Annotated in this window: 17 protein-coding genes and 1 pseudogene; 11 read left to right on the top strand and 7 right to left on the bottom strand. The window is 62.3% G+C overall.

The window, feature by feature from the left end:
• Nucleotides 1-8 precede the first annotated feature (8 nt).
• Together BM026_RS25585 and BM026_RS25580 are read left to right on the top strand one after the other, a co-directional pair.
• Nucleotides 9-1037: an alpha/beta fold hydrolase gene (locus BM026_RS25585; protein ID WP_093513321.1), complete on the top strand. Its 1029-nt coding sequence runs from the start codon at nucleotides 9-11 to the stop codon at nucleotides 1035-1037.
• The gene (locus BM026_RS25580) at nucleotides 1037-1516 is read left to right on the top strand and encodes a cytochrome P460 family protein (RefSeq protein ID WP_071488155.1); all 480 of its coding nucleotides are present in this window, start codon (nucleotides 1037-1039) and stop codon (nucleotides 1514-1516) included. Before BM026_RS25585 ends, BM026_RS25580 begins: the two co-directional genes overlap by 1 nt.
• Nucleotides 1517-1578: 62 nt before the next feature.
• Here BM026_RS25580 and BM026_RS25575 read toward each other — a convergent pair whose 3' ends face one another.
• Both BM026_RS25575 and BM026_RS25570 read right to left on the bottom strand, forming a co-directional pair.
• Complete coding sequence (locus BM026_RS25575) at nucleotides 1579-2976, bottom strand: amino acid permease (RefSeq protein ID WP_093121136.1); 1398 nt, start codon at nucleotides 2974-2976, stop codon at nucleotides 1579-1581.
• A 58-nt stretch (nucleotides 2977-3034) separates the two neighbouring features.
• A complete protein-coding gene (locus BM026_RS25570) occupies nucleotides 3035-4069 on the bottom strand; it encodes a histone deacetylase family protein (RefSeq protein WP_071488153.1) in 1035 nt (344 codons plus the stop codon).
• A gap of 121 nt (nucleotides 4070-4190) precedes the next feature.
• Here BM026_RS25570 and BM026_RS25565 point away from each other — a divergent pair, with 121 nt between their 5' ends.
• The 3 genes from BM026_RS25565 (at nucleotide 4191) to BM026_RS29530 (ending at nucleotide 8683) form a co-directional block, all read left to right on the top strand.
• Complete coding sequence (locus tag BM026_RS25565; RefSeq protein WP_092243927.1) at nucleotides 4191-4682, top strand: Lrp/AsnC family transcriptional regulator; 492 nt, start codon at nucleotides 4191-4193, stop codon at nucleotides 4680-4682.
• A gap of 174 nt (nucleotides 4683-4856) precedes the next feature.
• The gene (locus BM026_RS25560) at nucleotides 4857-7019 is read left to right on the top strand and encodes a TonB-dependent siderophore receptor (protein WP_093530491.1); all 2163 of its coding nucleotides are present in this window, start codon (nucleotides 4857-4859) and stop codon (nucleotides 7017-7019) included.
• 167 nt (nucleotides 7020-7186) lie between these two features.
• A complete protein-coding gene (locus tag BM026_RS29530) occupies nucleotides 7187-8683 on the top strand; it encodes a methyl-accepting chemotaxis protein (RefSeq protein ID WP_093530489.1) in 1497 nt (498 codons plus the stop codon).
• Nucleotides 8684-8714: 31 nt separating this feature from the next.
• Here the strand turns inward: BM026_RS29530 and BM026_RS25550 are convergent.
• From BM026_RS25550 to BM026_RS25540, 3 genes and pseudogenes are all read right to left on the bottom strand, one after another.
• Nucleotides 8715-10592: pseudogene (locus BM026_RS25550) on the bottom strand (FUSC family protein); the annotation flags it as partial.
• Nucleotides 10592-11500 carry an efflux RND transporter periplasmic adaptor subunit gene (locus tag BM026_RS25545; RefSeq protein WP_093513326.1) on the bottom strand — a complete coding sequence of 303 codons (909 nt, stop codon included), beginning with the start codon at nucleotides 11498-11500 and terminating at the stop codon, nucleotides 10592-10594. The gene BM026_RS25545 and the pseudogene BM026_RS25550, both read right to left, overlap by 1 nt.
• 10 nt (nucleotides 11501-11510) lie before the next feature.
• Nucleotides 11511-11699 carry a DUF1656 domain-containing protein gene (locus BM026_RS25540; RefSeq protein WP_092243940.1) on the bottom strand — a complete coding sequence of 63 codons (189 nt, stop codon included), beginning with the start codon at nucleotides 11697-11699 and terminating at the stop codon, nucleotides 11511-11513.
• A gap of 126 nt (nucleotides 11700-11825) precedes the next feature.
• Here BM026_RS25540 and BM026_RS25535 point away from each other — a divergent pair, with 126 nt between their 5' ends.
• Both BM026_RS25535 and BM026_RS25530 read left to right on the top strand, forming a co-directional pair.
• Nucleotides 11826-12638, top strand: a complete 813-nt coding sequence (locus BM026_RS25535; protein WP_093513327.1) for an AraC family transcriptional regulator — start codon at nucleotides 11826-11828, stop codon at nucleotides 12636-12638.
• 132 nt (nucleotides 12639-12770) lie between these two features.
• On the top strand, nucleotides 12771-14108 hold the full coding sequence (locus BM026_RS25530; protein WP_093513328.1) for an MFS transporter: 1338 nt from the start codon (nucleotides 12771-12773) through the stop codon (nucleotides 14106-14108).
• A gap of 123 nt (nucleotides 14109-14231) precedes the next feature.
• Here the strand turns inward: BM026_RS25530 and BM026_RS25525 are convergent, their stop codons facing one another.
• Nucleotides 14232-15398, bottom strand: a complete 1167-nt coding sequence (locus tag BM026_RS25525; RefSeq protein ID WP_093121142.1) for an MFS transporter — start codon at nucleotides 15396-15398, stop codon at nucleotides 14232-14234.
• Between the two features lie 94 nt (nucleotides 15399-15492).
• Here BM026_RS25525 and BM026_RS25520 point away from each other — a divergent pair, with 94 nt between their 5' ends.
• Complete coding sequence (locus BM026_RS25520) at nucleotides 15493-16386, top strand: LysR family transcriptional regulator (protein ID WP_093513420.1); 894 nt, start codon at nucleotides 15493-15495, stop codon at nucleotides 16384-16386.
• On the opposite strand, the gene BM026_RS25515 is transcribed toward BM026_RS25520, so the two are convergent.
• On the bottom strand, nucleotides 16381-17154 hold the full coding sequence (locus tag BM026_RS25515; protein ID WP_093513329.1) for an NAD(P)-binding domain-containing protein: 774 nt from the start codon (nucleotides 17152-17154) through the stop codon (nucleotides 16381-16383). The two genes, BM026_RS25520 and BM026_RS25515, sit on opposite strands and share 6 nt — an antisense overlap.
• A 116-nt stretch (nucleotides 17155-17270) precedes the next feature.
• Here BM026_RS25515 and BM026_RS25510 point away from each other — a divergent pair, with 116 nt between their 5' ends.
• From BM026_RS25510 to BM026_RS25495, 3 genes are all read left to right on the top strand, one after another.
• A complete protein-coding gene (locus BM026_RS25510) occupies nucleotides 17271-17627 on the top strand; it encodes a VOC family protein (protein ID WP_093530487.1) in 357 nt (118 codons plus the stop codon).
• 243 nt (nucleotides 17628-17870) lie between these two features.
• The gene (locus tag BM026_RS25500) at nucleotides 17871-18425 is read left to right on the top strand and encodes an ATP-binding protein (RefSeq protein WP_093513332.1); all 555 of its coding nucleotides are present in this window, start codon (nucleotides 17871-17873) and stop codon (nucleotides 18423-18425) included.
• 74 nt (nucleotides 18426-18499) lie between these two features.
• Nucleotides 18500-18720 (top strand): LysE family translocator (locus BM026_RS25495; protein WP_175507975.1); only part of this gene is annotated, 221 nt, incomplete at its 3' end.

Below are 18720 nucleotides of genomic sequence, written 5' to 3'. Positions count from 1 at the left end.
GGCTCGCCATGCACGCTCAGTTGAACCGCCGCTCCACACCACTTTTCCTGGCCATTGCCCTGGCGCAATTCGGCATCCTGGGCATGGCCCACGCCGAAATGCCCGAGGCACCGACCAAAGTTGTCGCCAGCGCGCAAACCGCCTTCGGTGCCCTCAAGCACGTCAAGGCCGGCCTGCTCGATGTGGCCTATGCCGAAGTCGGCTCCGCCACCGGCCCGGCGGTGATCCTGCTGCATGGCTGGCCCTACGACATTGACAGCTACGCCCAGGTCGCGCCGTTACTGGCGGCCAAGGGCTATCGCGTGTTGATCCCTTACGCACGGGGTTATGGCGACACACGTTTCCTCTCGAATGACACCCTGCGCAACGGCCAACCGGCGGCGCTGGCCAGTGATGTGATCGACTTCATGGACGCCCTGAAGATCAAGCAAGCGGTACTCGGCGGCTACGACTGGGGCGCGCGCTCGGCGGACATCGTCTCGGTACTGTGGCCGGAGCGGGTCAAGGCGCTGGTGTCGGTCAGCGGTTACCTGATCGGCAACCAGGCCGCCGGCAAGAACCCACTGCCCCCCAAAGCCGAGTTGCAATGGTGGTACCAGTTCTACTTCGCCACCGAGCGCGGTGCCGCCGGCTACCAGAAAAACACCCACGACTTCGCCAGGCTGATCTGGCAACTGGCGTCGCCGCAGTGGAAGTTCGATGACGCCACGTTCGACCGCAGCGCCAAAGGCCTGGAAAACCCGGATCACGTAGCGATCACCGTGTTCAACTACCGCTGGCGCCTGGGCCTGGTCCAGGGCGAGACGAAGTACGACCCACTGGAGCAGAAACTCGCCCAGGCGCCGTCCATTGGCGTGCCGACCATCACCCTCGAAGGCGACGCCAACGGCGCCCCGCACCCGCAGCCCGAGGACTACGCCAAGCGCTTTACCGGCAAGTACGAGTTCCGCCTGATCAAGGGTGGCATTGGCCACAACCTGCCGCAGGAAGCGCCCGAGGCATTTGCCAAGGCGGTCATCGATGCGGATCACCTGTGATGAAGCGCCTGTGCATGGCCGCATTGGCCCTCGCGAGTTCGACCGGCGCCTTCGCCGACAGCGCAGCCTCGCCGATCTACGGCGTGACCATCCCCGACGGCTACCGCCAATGGGAACTGGTGGCGCCGGCCCAGGAAGCCGACCCGTTGAACGAACTGCGCGTGGTGCTGGGCAACAGCGCTGCGCTCAAGGCTTACCGGGAGGGCAAGTTGCCTTTCCCGGATGGCACCGTCCTGGCCAAGTTGGCGTGGAAACACGAGCCGTCACCGGACTTCAAGACCGCGTCCATCCCTGGCGCGGCGACCACGGTGCAGTTCATGGTCAAGGACTCGAAAAAATACGCATCCACCGGTGGCTGGGGGTTTGGACGCTTCATCAATGGCAAACCCGCCGATGAAGCGCAGCACCAGACGTGTTTTGCCTGCCACCAGGCGTTGGTGAAAGACCGCGATTACGTCTTCACCAGGCTGGCCCCCTGAAAGCCAGCCCTTTGGCCTTTAGTCAGAACTGGCCACAAATCACCCAGATATGGCCGGTTTTTTCAACGACCTTGAAAGCGCAGACCCTGAAAGCGCGAAAACTGATAGGCGATTCCCAGCCAGATGAACCAGGCCGGCATCACGCACAGCGCCAGGCGTGTATCCGGCCGCAACGCCAGCAGGCCCAGTACAAACGCGAGAAACGCCAGGGCAAACCAGGCCATCGGCACACCGCCTGGCATCTTGTAGGTGGATTGGGCGTGCAGGTCCGGGCGTTTTTTGCGGTAGGCGATGTAGGACGCGAGGATGGTCGACCAGGTAAAAATCACCAGGATCGCCGACACCGTCGACACGATGGTGAAGGCGGTCATCACCTCCGGCACCACAAACAGCAACACCAGCCCCAGCAACATCAGCAAACTGGTAAACGCCAGGCTGATAAACGGCACGCTGCTGTTGGACAAGCGCCGGAAGATACCCGGCGCATCACCCAGGTCGGCCAGGCCGAACAACATGCGGCTGGCGGAAAACACCCCGCTGTTGGCCGACGACGCTGCCGAGGTCAGCACCACAAAGTTCACGATGCCCGCTGCGGCGGGAAACCCTGCGACGAGGAACAACTCGACAAACGGGCTCTTGCTCGGCGACACCTGCTGCCAGGAGGTCACCGCAATGATGCATGCCAGGGCCAGCACGTAGAACAGGATGATGCGCAGCGGGATCGAGTTGATCGCCTTGGGCAAGGTCTTTTCCGGCGCACGGGTTTCGGCGGCGGCGGTGCCGATCAACTCGGTGCCGGCAAAGGAAAAGATCGCCATCTGGAAGCCGGCAAAAAAGCCGAACAGGCCGTTGGGAAATGCCGCCTGTTTATCCAGCAGGTGGCTCAACGAAGCGGTGACACCGGTGGGCGAGACGAACGAACTGGCGATCAGCACTCCACTCACCCCGATCAAGGTCACCACGGCGACGATCTTGATGATCGCGAACCAGAACTCCACTTCGCCGAACAGCCTGACCGTCAGCACATTCAGTGCGAACAGGGTCAGCAACATGCCCACCGCCGGCATCCAGGCCGGTACATCGGGGAACCAGTACTGGAAGAAACCGCCGACCACAACCGCGTCCCCCACCACCGCCACGCTCCAGCTCAACCAGTACGACCACCCGAGAAAGAACGCCGCGCGCGGCCCCAGGTAAGCACCGGCAAAGTCGGCGAAACTCTTGAAGTCGAGGTTGGACAGCAGCAGCTCGCCCATGGCGCGCATCACGAAGTACACGAACAGCCCGATGATCATGTAGATCAGGATGATCGAGGTGCCGGACAGCGCGATGATCTTGCCGGAGCCCATGAACAGGCCGGTGCCGATCGCGCCGCCCATGGCCATCAACTGGATATGGCGGTTGCTCAGGGTGCGTTGCAACGCAGGCTGTTCACACAGCCCGGGCGTGGTTGCTTTCATCACAAAACCTCTTGTTATGTTTTTGAGTTTTGGCAGAAGAAAAGTCGAGGGGTCGTTGTTATTGGCTGTGGTGTTCGAAACCGTGCAGCACGTTGACCGCATTGATGCCGATCTCATCGACCATGTAGCCGCCTTCCATCACGAACAGCGTGGGCACGCCGACGCTGGCGATGATCTCCCCCATGCGGAGGAAGTCTTCGCTGTCGAGCAGGAAGTGGCTGATAGGGTCGTCCTTGAAGGTGTCGACGCCCAGGGAAATCACCAACACTTCAGGGGCGAAGCGGCGCAGTTGCTGGCAGGCGTCGATCAGGGCGGTGCGGTAATGGGTCCAGGTGGTGTTTTTCGGCAATGGGTAGTTCAGGTTGAAGCCCTCCCCAGCGCCGACGCCGCGCTCGCTGCCGGCACCGGAAAAGTACGGGTAGGACACCGCCGGATCGCCATGCAGGGATATGAACATCACGTCCGGGCGGTCGTAGAAAATATTCTGGGTGCCATTGCCATGGTGGAAATCCACATCCAGCACCGCCACGCGCCGAGCGCCCTGGGTGATGGCGTGCTGCGCGGCAATTGCGGCGTTGTTGAGGTAGCAGTAACCACCCATGTATTCACGGGCTGCGTGATGGCCCGGTGGGCGGCACAGGGCAAAGGCGCTGCGATGGCCTTCGTCGAGCAACGCCAGGCCGGTCAGTGCGATGTCGGCGCTGGTCTTCACCGCCTGCCAGGTGGTGCGGGTAATCGGCGAACCGGCGTCCATCGCGTAAAAACCGAGCTTGCCGTCGATGAACGCCGGCACCTGCTGGTTGGCCAGGTCGCGTACCGGCCACACCAGGGGCAAGGCGTCATGGCTGCGGCCGATGGCAGTCCATTCGGCCCAGGCGGTTTCGAGGAACGCCACGTAGCGTTCGCTGTGGGCGGCGACGTAGCAGGCCCGGTCAAAACGGCGCGGCGTGATGATATCGCCCAGGCCAACCTGACGGACCCGGTCACGCACGGTGTCGGCGCGACTGGGTTGTTCGAACGAGGGCTTGAGCACGCCGTCCTTGAGTTCGGTGCCATGGTGCAAACGGTGGGCTTCGCTGAAAACAGTCAACATGTGAGGGCATCCGCCAGTAAAAGACAGGGTCTATTTTGTTCTGGCGGCAGTGGGCTTTCTTTGCTTTTACTTACGGCACTGTTAGGTTTATCGAGAATATTTACCTCAACGGCGCATGATTATGAAAAATAAAACCAGACAGGTCGTTCTTGACGACACCGATCTCGCCATCCTCGCCCTGCTGCAGCAAGACGCCAGTATTTCCAACGCGCAGTTGAGTGAGCGCCTGTCCCTGAGCCTCACGCCCTGCTGGCGCCGACGCAAACGCCTGGAAGAAGAAGGCGTGATCAAGGGCTACCAGGCCAACCTCGACCGCAAGATGCTCGGGCTGGATATCCTGGCGTTCGTGCATGTGCGTTTTGCGATCCATACCGACCATGCGCCGGACGCGTTCGAGACCGTGGTGAAGGAACTGCCGCAGGTGTTGTCGTGCCACAAGATCACCGGGGATGCCGATTACCTGTTGCAGGTGCTGGCCGAAGATCTGGACAGCTACAGCGAGTTCGTCGAGAGCGTGTTGCGGCGCCAGTTAGGGATTGCGTCGATTCAATCGAGCCTGGCGCTGAGGGAGGTCAAGGCGACGAGTCGGGTGGCCATTCCACAGCGCGAATAACCGGCGCTTTCCAGGGGCGCGATGTAGCAAATCGCCGTCACTGCGATGTGAAAAATTCGTTAACTAATTCTCCCTGAAGGCTTTTTCCTACAGGAACAATCTGCCAGACTAATGCGAATAATTATCAACAGATTTATTATTCGCCAGGGACGGCGTTCGGGGAGAGTCAGTTCCATGTCACTGCAACAACACGGCGGTAACGTTTTTTCACCCAGCCTGATGGCATTGGCGGTCTGTCTGGCCAGTTCTTCCGCGGTCTTTGCCGCCGATACCCAGGCACCGGCCGCCACCCTTGAGTTGGGCGCCACGCAAATCTCCGGCGAAGAGCAACTGGGCGAAACCACTGAAGGCACCCAGTCCTACACCACCGGCGCGATGAAAACGGCAACCAAGCTGCCGTTGACCATGCGCGAAACCCCACAGGCCGTTACCGTCATTACCCGCCAACGGATGGATGACCAGGCGATGACCAGCATCAACGATGTGGTCAAGGCCACCCCGGGTTTGTTCCTGAATTTTTCCAGTGGCCCTGGCCGGCAGTCCTACACGTCACGCGGCTTCGACATCGACAACCTGATGTATGACGGCATCCCCAGCGGCTACAACGGCGCCAGTGTCGGCGCACAACCGAACCTGGCGATGTTCGATCGCGTCGAAATCGTGCGCGGCGCCACCGGCCTGGTCACCGGCGCGGGCAACCCTTCCGCCGCTATCAACCTGGTCCGCAAGCGCCCACTGGACGAGCAGAAAGTCACGCTGACCGGCGCCGCTGGCAGTTGGGACGACTATCGCGGCGAACTCGACGCCTCCAGCCCGCTCAACGACAGCGGCACCTGGCGCGGTCGCGTGGTTACCTCGTACCGCGATGCCAACAGCTTCATCGACAACGCCGAGGAGTATCACGGCCTGTTCTATGCCGTCACCGAAGCCGACCTGAGCGAAGACACCACCCTGACCCTGGGTTTCTCCAACCAGAAGGACAAGACCAATTACTTCTGGGGCTCGTCGATGGTCGGCCTGGATGGCCATCACCTCAACCTGCCGCGCTCCTACAACCCCGGCACCGACTGGGAAAACAAGGACCAGGAGATCAACACCGTATTCGCCGAACTGCGCCAGCAACTGGCCAACGACTGGAAACTGCAAGTCAACGCCAACTATGCCGAACAGAACGCGTTGTTCTCCGGTTCCTACCAGTCGCGCTGGGTCGCCAACACACTGGCGCGCACGGTCTACCAGGCGGCCTACGATGAAAACCAGGCAGGTGCCGACGTCTTCGCCAGCGGCCCCTTTCAGGCGTTCGGGCGTACCCATGAACTGGTGGTAGGCGCCAGCCGGCGCATCTACGACATGACCACCCACAACTACAGCCCCTACAACACCAATTGGCCTCTCACAGCGGGCAAACCGGACTTCGTCCATACCACCAATGACCGTGACGTGACCACCCAGGATGGTGTCTACGTCACCACCCGCCTGAACCTGGCCGACCCGTTGAAGCTGATCCTCGGCGGGCGCCTGGACTGGTACGACTACGACGCCCATGGCAGCAACACCGGCGACTACAAGGTCACCCGCAACCTCACCCGCTACGCCGGCCTGATCTACGACCTGGACGACCACCACTCGGTGTATGTCAGCTACAGCGACATCTTCACGCCCCAGAGCGAAAAAGACACCTCCGGCAGCCCGCTCAAGCCCATCGTCGGCAAGAACTACGAGGTGGGTATCAAGGGTGAATACCTGGGGGGTGCGCTCAACGCGAGCGTGGCGCTGTTCCGCGTCGACCAGGAAAACCGTGCCGTCGGCGTGACAGTCGCAAACTGCCCGCAGGCCTCCTGCTCTGTGGCGTCCGGCGAGATTCGCAGCCAGGGCATCGACTTCGAACTGCAAGGCGCCCTGACCGAGAACTGGCAGGTCGGCGGTGGCTACACCTACGCGCGCACGCACACCATCAAGGACGCCGCCAACCCGCAGAAGGTCAACAAGCAGTTCGACACCGACACCCCGGAGCACCTGTTCAAGCTGACCACCAACTACCGCTTCCAGGGCCCGTTGGAAAAACTCCGCGTGGGCGGCAACGTCTCCTGGCAGAGCCGCATGTACAACGACTTCAAAGTCGCGGATGGCAGCACCTACCGCCTGCAGCAGGGCGCCTATGCAGTCACCGACCTGATGGCCGGCTACCAGGTCAACCAGCACCTTGACCTGCAACTCAACGCCAACAACATCTTCGACCGTCGTTACTACCAGTCCATCTCCAACTCCGTGAGCTATGGCGGTGACTCCTACGGCAACCCACGCAATATGATGCTGACGGCAAAGTACAGCTTCTGACCGGCGTCCGAACCACGGCTATCCGCCCGGGTAGCCGCCCCTAAAGTCCCGCCTCCCGATGCCGATACACGCTTGGCATCACTGAATCCAATAACAATCAAAAACACCTGATTCGCTCCACCCTGCCCTTCGCTTTGTTCCGGCCAGACCACATGGAGTAAGTGTGAATGCCCACCCGCACGCGTTTTTCCGAGCACTACCGTAAAGCCGACCGCATCATGCTGGCGCTGGTCTGGCTGATGTTCCTGTTTTCCCTGGGCCTGGCGTTCTGGCACGACACCCTGGTGCAGGCCGTGATAGTCGGCGGTAGTACCAGCGTGGTGCTGACCGCGCTTTACCGCGCCATCGGTGGTACCCGTGTCATGCGCTGCGCGCTCGGCGCGGGCTTGATGGTCATGGCGGCATTGCATATCAACCAGGCCCAGGGCTTGATCGAAGCGCACTTCGGCATCTTCGCGTTGCTCGCGGTGCTGACGTTTTACCGTGACTGGCTGCCGATCCTGGTGGCGGCGGCCACCATCGCCGTGCACCACGTGGTTTTCCATGCGCTGCAACATCAAGGCTTTCCAGTGTTCGTGATGGAACACCACGGCGGCTGGACCATGGTGTTCGTGCATGCGTTCTACGTGGTGATGGAAACCGTCGCCCTGCTCTACCTGGCCGTGCACAGCCAGGCCGAAGCGGTCGAGAGCCAGGAAATGCTCGAGAAGATGCTGGCGGTCACTTCCCAGCTCACCGTTGAAACCGCCCAAGGCGACCAGGGCAAAACCCACGTCTCCCTCGCCAAGCGTTTCGACCATTTTCTGCATCAGTTGACCGGCCTGATCGACGGCGTCGCCCGTGACTCCCACGGCCTTGGCCAACTCGGCCAGGAACTGGCCAGCGCCAGCGGCACCCTGGAAAAAGGCGCACGGCACCAACTGGCGCAAATCACCGAGATGAGCGGCTCGATGCAGCGCATGGAAGACGCCATGGGCCACATTGCCGTGCACGTCGAGCAAGCGGTGGATCATGCCGGCAAGGCCAGCCAACAGATCCTGCGCGGCCAGGAAAGCGTCGGCCGCGCCCAGCAGGAAATCACCCAACTGGCCACCCGCCTCAGCGGCACCCACGACACGGTGCAGGGCCTGGCCCTGCAAACCGAACAGATCGGCACCGTGCTTGAAGTGATCAGCAGCATTGCCAACCAGACCAACCTGCTGGCCCTCAACGCCGCCATCGAAGCCGCCCGCGCCGGCGAGCAAGGCCGTGGCTTCGCCGTGGTTGCCGACGAAGTGCGCAACCTGGCGCAACGCACGGCGGTATCCACCCAGGAAATCAAAACCATCATCGAAGGCCTGCAACACGGCAGCCGGCAGGCGGTGCAAGCCATGCATGATAGCCGCGAGGGCGTAGAGCGCTGCGTGGAGGACAGCCAGGTGGCCGTTGACATGCTGCGCGCAGTGGGCGACGACATCGCCCACATTGATGACCTCAATGGCCGTATCGTGACCACAACCCGCGAGCAGACCACGGCGAACCTGGAGATTGTCGGGCGTCTGCAGTCGGTGCAGAGCATTGCGCAAAGCACCGCGGACGATGTGGAAACCCTGGCACGCAGCAGCGAGCGGTTGCCGCCGATCGCGGTGCGCCTGGATGCGTTGGGGCGCAGGTTTCATCAATGATGTCTGGTTTGTCGGCAGCGCCCGCAAGGTTTGCATAGTGCGCCAACAGGCGGGCAACCACCTGGTACCGCTCAGCCAGACCGGGCTCACCGAGCCGCCTCAACGCGTTCGCCGTCCGCCGCGCCTGAAGTGCGTTGATTGCAGGGTGACCGGCATACCGGGCCAGGCGATAAGCACCGCGATCTGCGCATTGTGCAATCGGGGTTCCTGGGACCAGCAGCCTGGCGGCGTTATGCAGCCGCTCCAGGCTGCGCCCCAGTTCGAGTGACAGATAGCCCAGTGCATCGACTGGCGAGTCATCCGTGCCCGACAATGCCCGCAATGAGACCAGCCGATGAAGCTGCCTGGCGTGCCACTTCGACAGGTTCATACGTCCCCCGACACGCAGTAGTCGCAAGATGTCCCGAAGAAGCGCGTGCTGTAGGGCGCGCACATGGCTGCCGGGTTTCCTCGGCAGGATCTGGAACGCCAACATACAGATAGCCATCGCCACCAACCAGGCGAGCGCCTGATTGGCGAAGTCGATGAAATCGTAATGGGCCGTGCCGCCGGTGCCTACCAGCGTGTTGAACGCAATCAGGTAGGCAATGCCTTGCAGGGCATGGCGCGGCTGGGTCGTAGCCTGGATACCCCATACCCAGAACACGCTCAATACAACGCTGAGCAGCGCAAAACCATTGATCTGAGGCAGCAGCAGAAACTTGCAGGCAGCCGCCGCCACAATGCCGTAGAGCGTGCCCCTGAGGAAGCCGTCAAGCCCTCGGGTAGGCGCCGGGTGGGTCGCCAGCAAGGTGCAACACGGCCCCAACACCGCCAGCAAGGTCGGGCCCTGGTCCCAGCCCGTCAGGTACCACACCGCGCCGGTCACCAGGGTGGCGGCCAAGGCGCGGACCCCATTGCGCAGCGCATCGCCATAATGACGATGGAAAGCTACCGTCCGTACAGGCGGCGGGGTGGCGCTTTCAAGGCTGGCAAAACTCGATAAGGCGCCGGACAGGTCCGCCAATGCCTCGGTCAACCCATCCGGGGATTCACTTTCATTCTCAAGAACGCCTTGCAGGACGCTGACCCGCGCGGCAGCCGTGACGAAATCGAAGGGGATCTGCGCCAGTTGTTCAAGGGCCTGGCCCGCTCCAACGCACGCGGGCAACGGGGGCAGGCTTGGAGTGACCAGCACGGCGGCCTGCAAATGCGCCAGCCCACCCTGGAGCGTCTTGAGCCTGGAACGAATCAGGTACGACTCACCTCGCCCGATCCCGAGCAGTTCATCCACCTTATTTATATCGAGGGCGAGTTGCGCGGGGTCGCCTGCGTCGCCCTTGAATCGAAGGGCCAGTAACCGTAGCGTGCGCGTGGAAACGTCCCCAAGCGCCTGCTTCAGTTGTGCCTCGACCGTCTTGCGCCCCAGCAGCGAGGCCACCAGGCTCAGGCTCAAGACCCCAAGGACCACCGCCGTTCCCCGTGTGACGATGTGATCGAAGCCTTGCTCAGGCGCAACGATGGCAGTGCCAAGGGCAAGGCATACGGTATAGCCCGCAACCACGGCCGCCGTGGCGTGATAGTGCCGCAGCAGGGTCATGGCTGCGACACACAGCCCCAACCACACGCCGATCCCCAGAATGAACAGCAGCATCTGTTGGGCGAACATCCCTATCAGGATCACGGCAACGGCCAACCCCAGCAGGGTACCCACGACGCGCATCACACCTTTGCCCACCACCGCGCCCTGGATCGGATGAATCAGTAGCAACACCGTCGACGCTGCCGAGAACGGCGAGTCCAGGTGCAATTGCAAACCCAGCCATAGTGCCAGCACGGCCGCTGCCACACTGCGGCCCACATAGCCCAAGGTATCCCGGGTCCATGGCCGCGGCAGCGCGGCCAACCAGCACCACACATGCACGGCCATCACATGAACGCCTGCAGCCAGCGCGTGAGCCGCCAACGCGCGTCGGCATTTGCCTGGCCGACTTCAATGCTCGCCGTCATGCCCGCCGCCAACTCCACTCCCTGTGGCACGCTGTCCAACTCGATCCGCACAGGCACGCGCTGGGCCAGGCGTATCCAACTGAACGTCGGTGCCACCTGGGGCAAGCCGCTGTCACCACGCAGCTCGTTAGTGTCGGCGATGCCCCGGCCAATACTGGCGACATGCCCTTGAAGCAGCGGCGCAAACCCCATCAGTTTGATCGACGCCGGCGCGCCCAACAGCACGCCAGGCAGCTTGGTTTCTTCAAAATAGGCGGTCACCCAGAAACTCTGGCTGTCGACCACATAAATATTGGTGCTGCCCGCCACGGCGTAGTCACCCGGTTGAAGCCGAAGTTGCGTCACATACCCTTCGACCGGCGAACGCACGGCAGTGCGCCCCAGGTCGAGCTGGGCCTGGGCCAACTGGCTGCGCGCCGCGTCCAGCCGGGCTTTGGCCACAGCCAATTGCTGGGCGGCGTTGTCGGTTTCTTCTCGTGCAATCGCATCGCCGAGTTGGCTGCGGCGCTTGAACTGCGCAGTGCGCTGCTCGAAAACACTGCGAGCCTCGGCCAGCTCCGCCATGCGCTGTTGCTGGGCGATCTGGTAGGCACGCTGATCGATCTCATACAGCAATGCACCTTTGGCAACCCATTGGTTGTCGCCCACCAGCAAGCGTTCCACCTGCCCGGACACCTCGGGCGCAATGTGGATGACCTGGGCGCTGACCCGCCCATCCCGCGTCCAGGGCGCCAGCACATAGGCGCGCCACAACTGCATGCAGAACAACAGGGCAACCAGCCCCAACCCCAGCGTCACGGCCATCTTGAACAGTTTATTGAGCGTCATGGCGCCGCCCTCACAGCTTCAGCACGAGGGTCGAGAGGACAATGAGCGAGACAAAAAACCGCGCCAGGCTGGGGTGCCAGGTCCGGTCCAGCCAAGTGCGCACGACCCGCTCCAGCACACCGTAGACCAATGCCGCCGCTCCCACGTACAGCAGGAACGGCGGCAGGTAGAGGTTGGCAATCGTGATTTCGCTCAGCATGGTTCAAGTCTCGTAACGGCCTTCAGGGTGAGGCCCTTGGTGAGCATGGTAGGGCGTGCCAGAAACGGCCGATATTGAGTATGCTGCCAGCCTATAATCAATTTCGGACAGTCGACGGGGGATTTGATGAACGAGACAACCCTGTACACGGTGGAGCAATTCGAACTCGACGACCTGGGTCAACCCGCCGTGGCGGTAATGCTGGGCGCACAGCGCAACGACGCGGAATACGCGGTGCACAGCCATCGCAAAGGCCAGCTGGTGGTGGCCTATCACGGCGGCATCGTGTGTACGGTGGAGGATGGTGTATGGATGGTGCCTACAGGATTCGGCGTGTGGATTCCGGCGGGTATCGCTCACAGCAACCGCATCACCGCCAACGGCAAAGTCGGTTTTCTGTTCATAGAGCCCAATGCGGCTGCGTTGCCGCAAACCTGCTGCACGCTGGTGCTGTCGCCACTGATTCTCGAACTGATCCTGCACCTGAGCACCCTCGACCAGGACTATCCGGATCCGAGCGCGAGCGCACGCCTGGCCCGCGTGCTGCTTGAACAACTGGAGCAGGCCCCTTCGGAGCGACTGTACCTGCCCCTGCCCGCTTCGGCGCAGCTGCGCGTCATCGCCCGTCGTCTGGCCGAGGCTCCGGATAACCGCTGCACCATGGCGCAATGGGCGCAGCAGGTGGCGATGAGTGAGCGTTCCCTGGCGCGCCTGGTCAAGCGCGAAACCGGACTGACCTTTGGCCAATGGCGCAAGCAATGGCAAATCATCGTAGCCTTGCAGAACCTGGCCGAGGGCGAGTCGGTGCAGCGTACCGCCGAGGCGCTGGGGTACGAGTCCGTCAGCTCGTTTATCAGCATGTTTCGCAAGACGCTGGGGTCCTCGCCAGCACGCTACATCCGCAGTACCCGACCGACGACGCCTGGCGCCATTGCCTGACCTGGCCCAATTCCTGCGTGCCTCCCCCCACCCCGTCGCTACTGACTACGCGGACGACTCTTTTGGGCCCCGCCGCCCAAGCACCTGCACCGATAATCGGTCATCCCCCCAGCTATCCTGAGGCCTTCCCCCATGACGAGCCCCTCCACCGAACAGGTCAGCCCGCAAACCCTGCGCAAGGTCATCATCGCCGCCGGCATCGGTAATTTCGTCGAGTGGTTTGACTTCGCCGTCTATGGCTTCCTCGCCACCACCATCGCCCAGCAATTCTTCCCCAGCGGCGACGCCAGCGCGGCGTTGCTCAAGACCTTCGCCGTGTTTGCCGTGGCCTTCGCGTTCCGGCCCCTGGGCGGTATTTTTTTCGGCATGCTCGGCGACCGCATCGGCCGCAAGCGCACCCTGGCCATGACCATCCTGTTGATGGCCGCTGCCACCACGTTGATCGGCCTGCTGCCCACCTACGCCGCCATCGGCGTCACGGCGCCGATTCTGTTGTCGCTGATCCGCTGTGCCCAGGGGTTCTCCGCCGGCGGTGAATACGCCGGTGCCTGTGCTTATCTGATGGAGCACGCGCCGAGTGACAAACGCGCCTGGTATGGCAGTTTCGTGCCGGTGTCGACGTTTTCCGCTTTCGCCGCCGCCGCCGTGGTGGCCTATGCCCTTGAGGCGTCATTGTCCGCCGAAGCCATGGGCAGTTGGGGCTGGCGCCTGCCGTTCCTGATTGCCGCGCCACTCGGCCTGGTGGGCCTTTACCTGCGCTGGAAGCTGGACGAGACGCCTGCCTTCCAGGCCGTGAAGGAAGAGCACGCCGTCGCCCACTCCCCGCTCAAGGAAACCTTGCGCAACCATGGTGCGGCGATCTGCTGCCTGGGCGCTTTTGTGTCACTGACGGCGTTGTCGTTTTATATGTTCACCACCTACTTCGCGACGTACCTGCAAGTAGCGGGCGGGTTGAACCGGGCGATGGCGCTACTGGTGTCGCTGATCGCGTTGATTTTCGCGGCGGCGATCTGCCCGCTGGCGGGGCTGTATTCGGACCGGGTCGGGCGGCGCGTCACGGTGATGACTGCCTGTGTATTGTTGATCGTGGTGGTGTATCCGTCGTTCCTGATGGCCAGCTCCGGTTCGTTTGCGGCGTCGATTGTCGGCGTGATGTTGTTGGCGGTTGGGGCGGTGCTGTGCGGCGTGGTCACGGCGGCCTTGCTCTCGGAGACCTTCCCGACCCGTACGCGCTATACCGCTTCGGCGATCACCTACAACATGGCGTACACGATCTTCGGCGGCACCGCGCCGCTGGTGGCGACATGGTTGATCAGCACCACGGGCAGCAACCTGTCACCGGCGTTTTACCTGATTGCCGTGGCGTTGCTGGCACTGGCCGGTGGGTTGGCGTTGCCGGAGACGTCGCGGATGTCCTTGCACGACGTGGGTGGTGAGCAAACAAGCACCGCACCTTTGCTTTCACGGTAAACGGCAGGAGGGTGAACGCCGCTGGACGCAGGTAGGATCAGTTCGACACCTGCCTGCTGCCGCATCCAGACCTTCAACAGCGTTTTCTGCAGGTGCCGCAGCGAACCCTTTGGTGCGCATCTGCTAAACCGCCGCAGCCATGCGCGCTCTAGCCCCCCAGGCGAACGTCACGACCATCAGCAACCCCATGCCCGCCATCGCCGCGCCGGCCAGGGAAATCGCCGGGTAGCCCAGCCCTGCGTTGATCACCGCTCCCCCCACCGCTGCACCAATCGCGTTGCCGAAGTTGAAGGCGCCGATGTTCACGGCCGAGGCCAGGTTCGGCGCATCTTTGGCCGCTTCCATCACACGCATCTGCAACGGCGGCACGACGGCGAAGCTGGCGATACCCCAGATGAGGATGCTCACCGCTGCCGGTATCGGCCAACGCATCAGGAATGCGAAGGCCAGCAGGACCAGAATCAGTGCGCTCAGCGAGACGATCAGGGTCCGGTCGATCGAGCGATCTGCCGCCTTGCCACCCCATACATTGCCCAGGGTCAACCCGACGCCGAACAGCACCAGCATGGCCGTGATAAAGGGGGTAGACGCATGGGTCTCGTTGCTCAGGATCGGCGCGATGTAGGTAAACACGGTGAACATAGCACCGGAACCCACCACGGTCAGGGCCAGAGCCGCCAGTACCGAACCACGCCCCAGCACCTTGATTTCGGCCAGCACACCGTCGCTTTTCGGCAGCGGCAGGTCAGGCAGCGCGAACCACAGCGCGACCATGGTCACCAGGCCCAGTCCGCCAATGCCCCAGAACGCCGTACGCCAGCCAAGCAGTTCACCCAACCAGGTCGCCAGTGGCACCCCACCAATGGTCGCCAGGGTCAGACCCATAAACATCGCGGCGACGGCTCCGGCGCGCTTGTCCGGCGCGACCACACTGGCCGCGACGATGGAACCGACACCAAAAAACGCGCCGTGGTTGAGCGAAGTGATGACGCGGGCAATCAACAGATCGTAATAGCCGGTTGCAAGCGCCGACATTACGTTACCCAGGGTGAAAATGGCCATAAGCCCGACCAGCAAGTGACGACGGGGAATCTTGCCAGTGGTCAAGATCATCAGTGGCGCACCGAACAATACCCCCAGGGCGTAGGCGCTGACCAACAGCCCCGCAGTGGGAATCGAAACGCCCAGGTCATTGGCGATGGTGGGCAACATGCCCATGGGCGCGAACTCAGTGACGCCAATGCCAAAGGCACCGACAGCAAGGGCTACAAGGGGTGGATTGATACGCATGGAAGACTCCTCATTTATGCCGCAAATGCTACGATCAACGCTTTGACGGCACTAGACCGTTTAATTGGCAATCACCTTTGCGCGCGAGGCAAAAATGGATTTCAACGGCAGATCGGGTGAGATGGCGGTATTCGCGATGGTGGCGCAGGAAGGCAGCTTGTCGGCAGCAGCGCGGGCATTACGATTGACGCCCTCGGCCGTCAGCCGCGTCATCGCACGCACAGAACAACGCCTGGGCACCCGCCTGTTGATTCGCACGACCCGCGCCCTCGCCTTCACAGCCGAAGGCGAGGCGTACCTTCGCGGGGCCCGGCGCATCCTGGCCGACATGGCGGAAGTCGAAGAAGCCATCGCCGACCAGGGTGCGCCCAAAGGCCGGCTGCGGGTCAGTGCGGCCCTGGGCCACGGCCGCATGACCATCGTGCCGTTGGTGGCGGCGTTCAGCGCCCGCTACCCAAACATTGTGGTGGACCTGACCTTGGGCGACGAAGTGGTCGACATCCTCGGCGGCCAGGCTGACGTGGCGATCCGCTTTGGCGACCTGCCAGACAGCCCGCTGACAGCCCGGCGCATCGGCGACACCGGCCAGGTCCTGGTGGCATCGCCGGAGTACCTCGCGCAACACGGCACGCCTCTGGAACCCAACGACTTGCTGCGCCACAACTGCCTGCGCTTCAACTTCCGCCGTGCGCAATCCGACTGGCCCTTCGCCCGCGACGGCAGGGAGTTTTCCCTGAAGATAAACGGCAATATCGAATGCAGCAGTGGCGAAGCCCTCGCTCAACTGGCGCGATTAGGCGCCGGTATCGCACGCATCGGCGAGTTCACGGTTGCACAAGATCTGCAACGCGGTGACCTGGTGCGCCTGCTGGAATCCTGGAACCCCGGCGACCGGGAGCCGATCCACGTGGTGTTTGTCGGCGGTGCGAGCATGCCAGCGCGGATCCGCGTGTTTGTGGACTTTTTGCTGGAGCATCACCGGCTATAAACGTGCAGGCTTGTGCAGCCGCTCAAGCACCTCGTCAGCCGCCTCGCGCCATGCCTGCGTCGCGCCTTTGTTTCTCAACACCGCCAACCCGGCCGCCGTAAAGGTGCCCGGTGTCGCAATCGCGCGCCCCAACGCTTCCAGGCTCGCGGATGGCTGGTGGCGGGCGCTGGCCAGACAGTCTTGCAGGTTGCCCATCACCAGTTGGGCGGCCTGGTCCTTGGACAGGCCTTTGTCGGTAAACCACTGCTGAAGATCACTCAGGAAAAAATAGAACCAGCCGTTCATGCAGGCCGCGACAGTGGCCAGTTCGAACGCCTCTTCCTCGTCCAATACAACCAATGAACCGAGCGCGCCCAGCAGCGTTGCATGGGGTTCGCCACCGGGCGTGACCACCACGGTCGCCTGGTTGATCTGCGCGGCATAGGACAGCATGGCGCGCACCACACGCGCTTGCGGGAACCGACGTTGAAGCTCGGCCAGCTTCAATCCCGCCACCAGCGACACCAGCGTTTGCTCAGGTCTGAGCTGCACTTCATTCGAAAGCTGATCGACCACCTCCGGGCGCACGCCCAGGACCAACAAGTCCGCCCCATCGACCACCTGCTGATTGTCAGCCATCACCTCACAGTCCCACTGTTCAGCGAGTTGCTGCGCACGTTGGTGGTTACGCGGGGACAGCAGCACCCGCCCGCCAAACTCGCTGCGCCGCAGGCCGATCACCACCTTTTCCGCCAGCTCACCGACGCCCAGGATTCCAATCTTCAGCACACTGTCCGCTCCGATTAATTCTGTAGTCGAGTGCATCATAGGCACGATTGCTGTCTTCATGCAGGCAGGCGTTCACGCTACACTCGCCGCTCTTAACATCGGCCAGGAAGGCAAGCATGAGCACTCAAGGGAAAGACCGGCAAATCGACAATATCGAATTCAACGTCAGCGATATTGCCCGCAGCCAAGCCTTCTACGGCGGCGCGTTCGGCTGGACGTTTATCGATTACGGCCCCACCTATACCGAGTTCAGCGATGGGCGTCTGACTGGCGGGTTCACCACGGGGGAGCCGGTTCGGCCGGGTGGGCCTCTGGTCATTTTGTACGCCGATGACCTCGATGCCACGCAGCAGCGGCTCAAAAGCCTGGGGGCTGTCATCACCCGCGAGATATTTTCGTTCCCTGGTGGACGCAGGTTCCACTTCACCGATCCGGATGGCTATGAACTGGCGATTTGGAAGGCTGATCAATAGGCCTCGACCCGACGCTTAGGCGAAGGCATCAATCGTTCTCCCTCAAGACCCACCTTCACAGGCCCTTTATTGCAGGGTTCGCCATGGGCGGTTCGCAAATGTCCTGCCTTCCCGCGCCTGTCACACTCATTCCCGAGCCCGGTAAAGACTATGCAATGGAACTTCAGAGGGTCAAAATCAGCACGTTCAAGGCCGGTTGCGTGATTGCCGTTCGCCAACCCGGCTTGTATTCATGGAGGAAAAATGCGGATCTACATCACAGGTGCATCCTGCGCGGGCGTCACCACGCTGGGTCGCAACCTCGCGATACGGCTCGGTATACGACACGTCGACGTCGATGATTTTTACTGGATGCCCACAAACCCTCCATTCACCACCAAGCGCCCCCCCGGCGACCGCGTGTCCCTGATGCAACAAGCACTCGGTGACGACGACTGGGTGCTGACCGGTTCGTGCATGATCTGGGGCGATGCGTTGATCGCCGATGCTGACTTGATTGTGTTTGTGGTCACACCCACGCCCGTTCGCCTCGAACGGTTGGCGGCCCGCGAAAAGGCCCGCTTTGGCGATCGGATCACACCCGGTGGTGATATGCATGCGATACACGCGGCCTTCCGGGAATGGGCTTCGCAATACGACGACCCGAATTTCTCAGGGCGCAACCGGGCGTGGCACGAATCATGGCTGTCACAGCAGACGGTACCGGTCTTACAGATTAACGGGATGCGCAGTGCTGAACAGATGGCCGCTGAAGTCGCCCAGGCGGTGTCGCAAATGCCGAAACAGCTCAAAACATGAACGGCTGAGGCTGTCCAACGACTTCCACTCCCCTTATCCTCACACCTCCCCGCACCCGCGAACCCGGAGCCGCCATGGACCTCGCCACCCTCGCCCTTTTCCTCCCCGCCTGCTTCGCCCTGAACATGGCGCCGGGCCCGAACAACCTGCTGTCCGTGAGCAATGCCACTCGCTATGGCTATCGCACCTCATGCCTTGCCGGTATCGGTCGCCTGCTGGCCTTTGCCGGCATGATCGCCCTCGCCTCTGCAGGCTTGGCGGTGGTGCTGCAGACGTCGGAGCTGTTGTTCTACGG

The organism is Pseudomonas sp. NFPP24 (assembly GCF_900112095.1).
GTDB lineage: Bacteria > Pseudomonadota > Gammaproteobacteria > Pseudomonadales > Pseudomonadaceae > Aquipseudomonas > Aquipseudomonas extremorientalis.
This window is presented reverse-complemented; position numbering and strand designations above follow the sequence as displayed.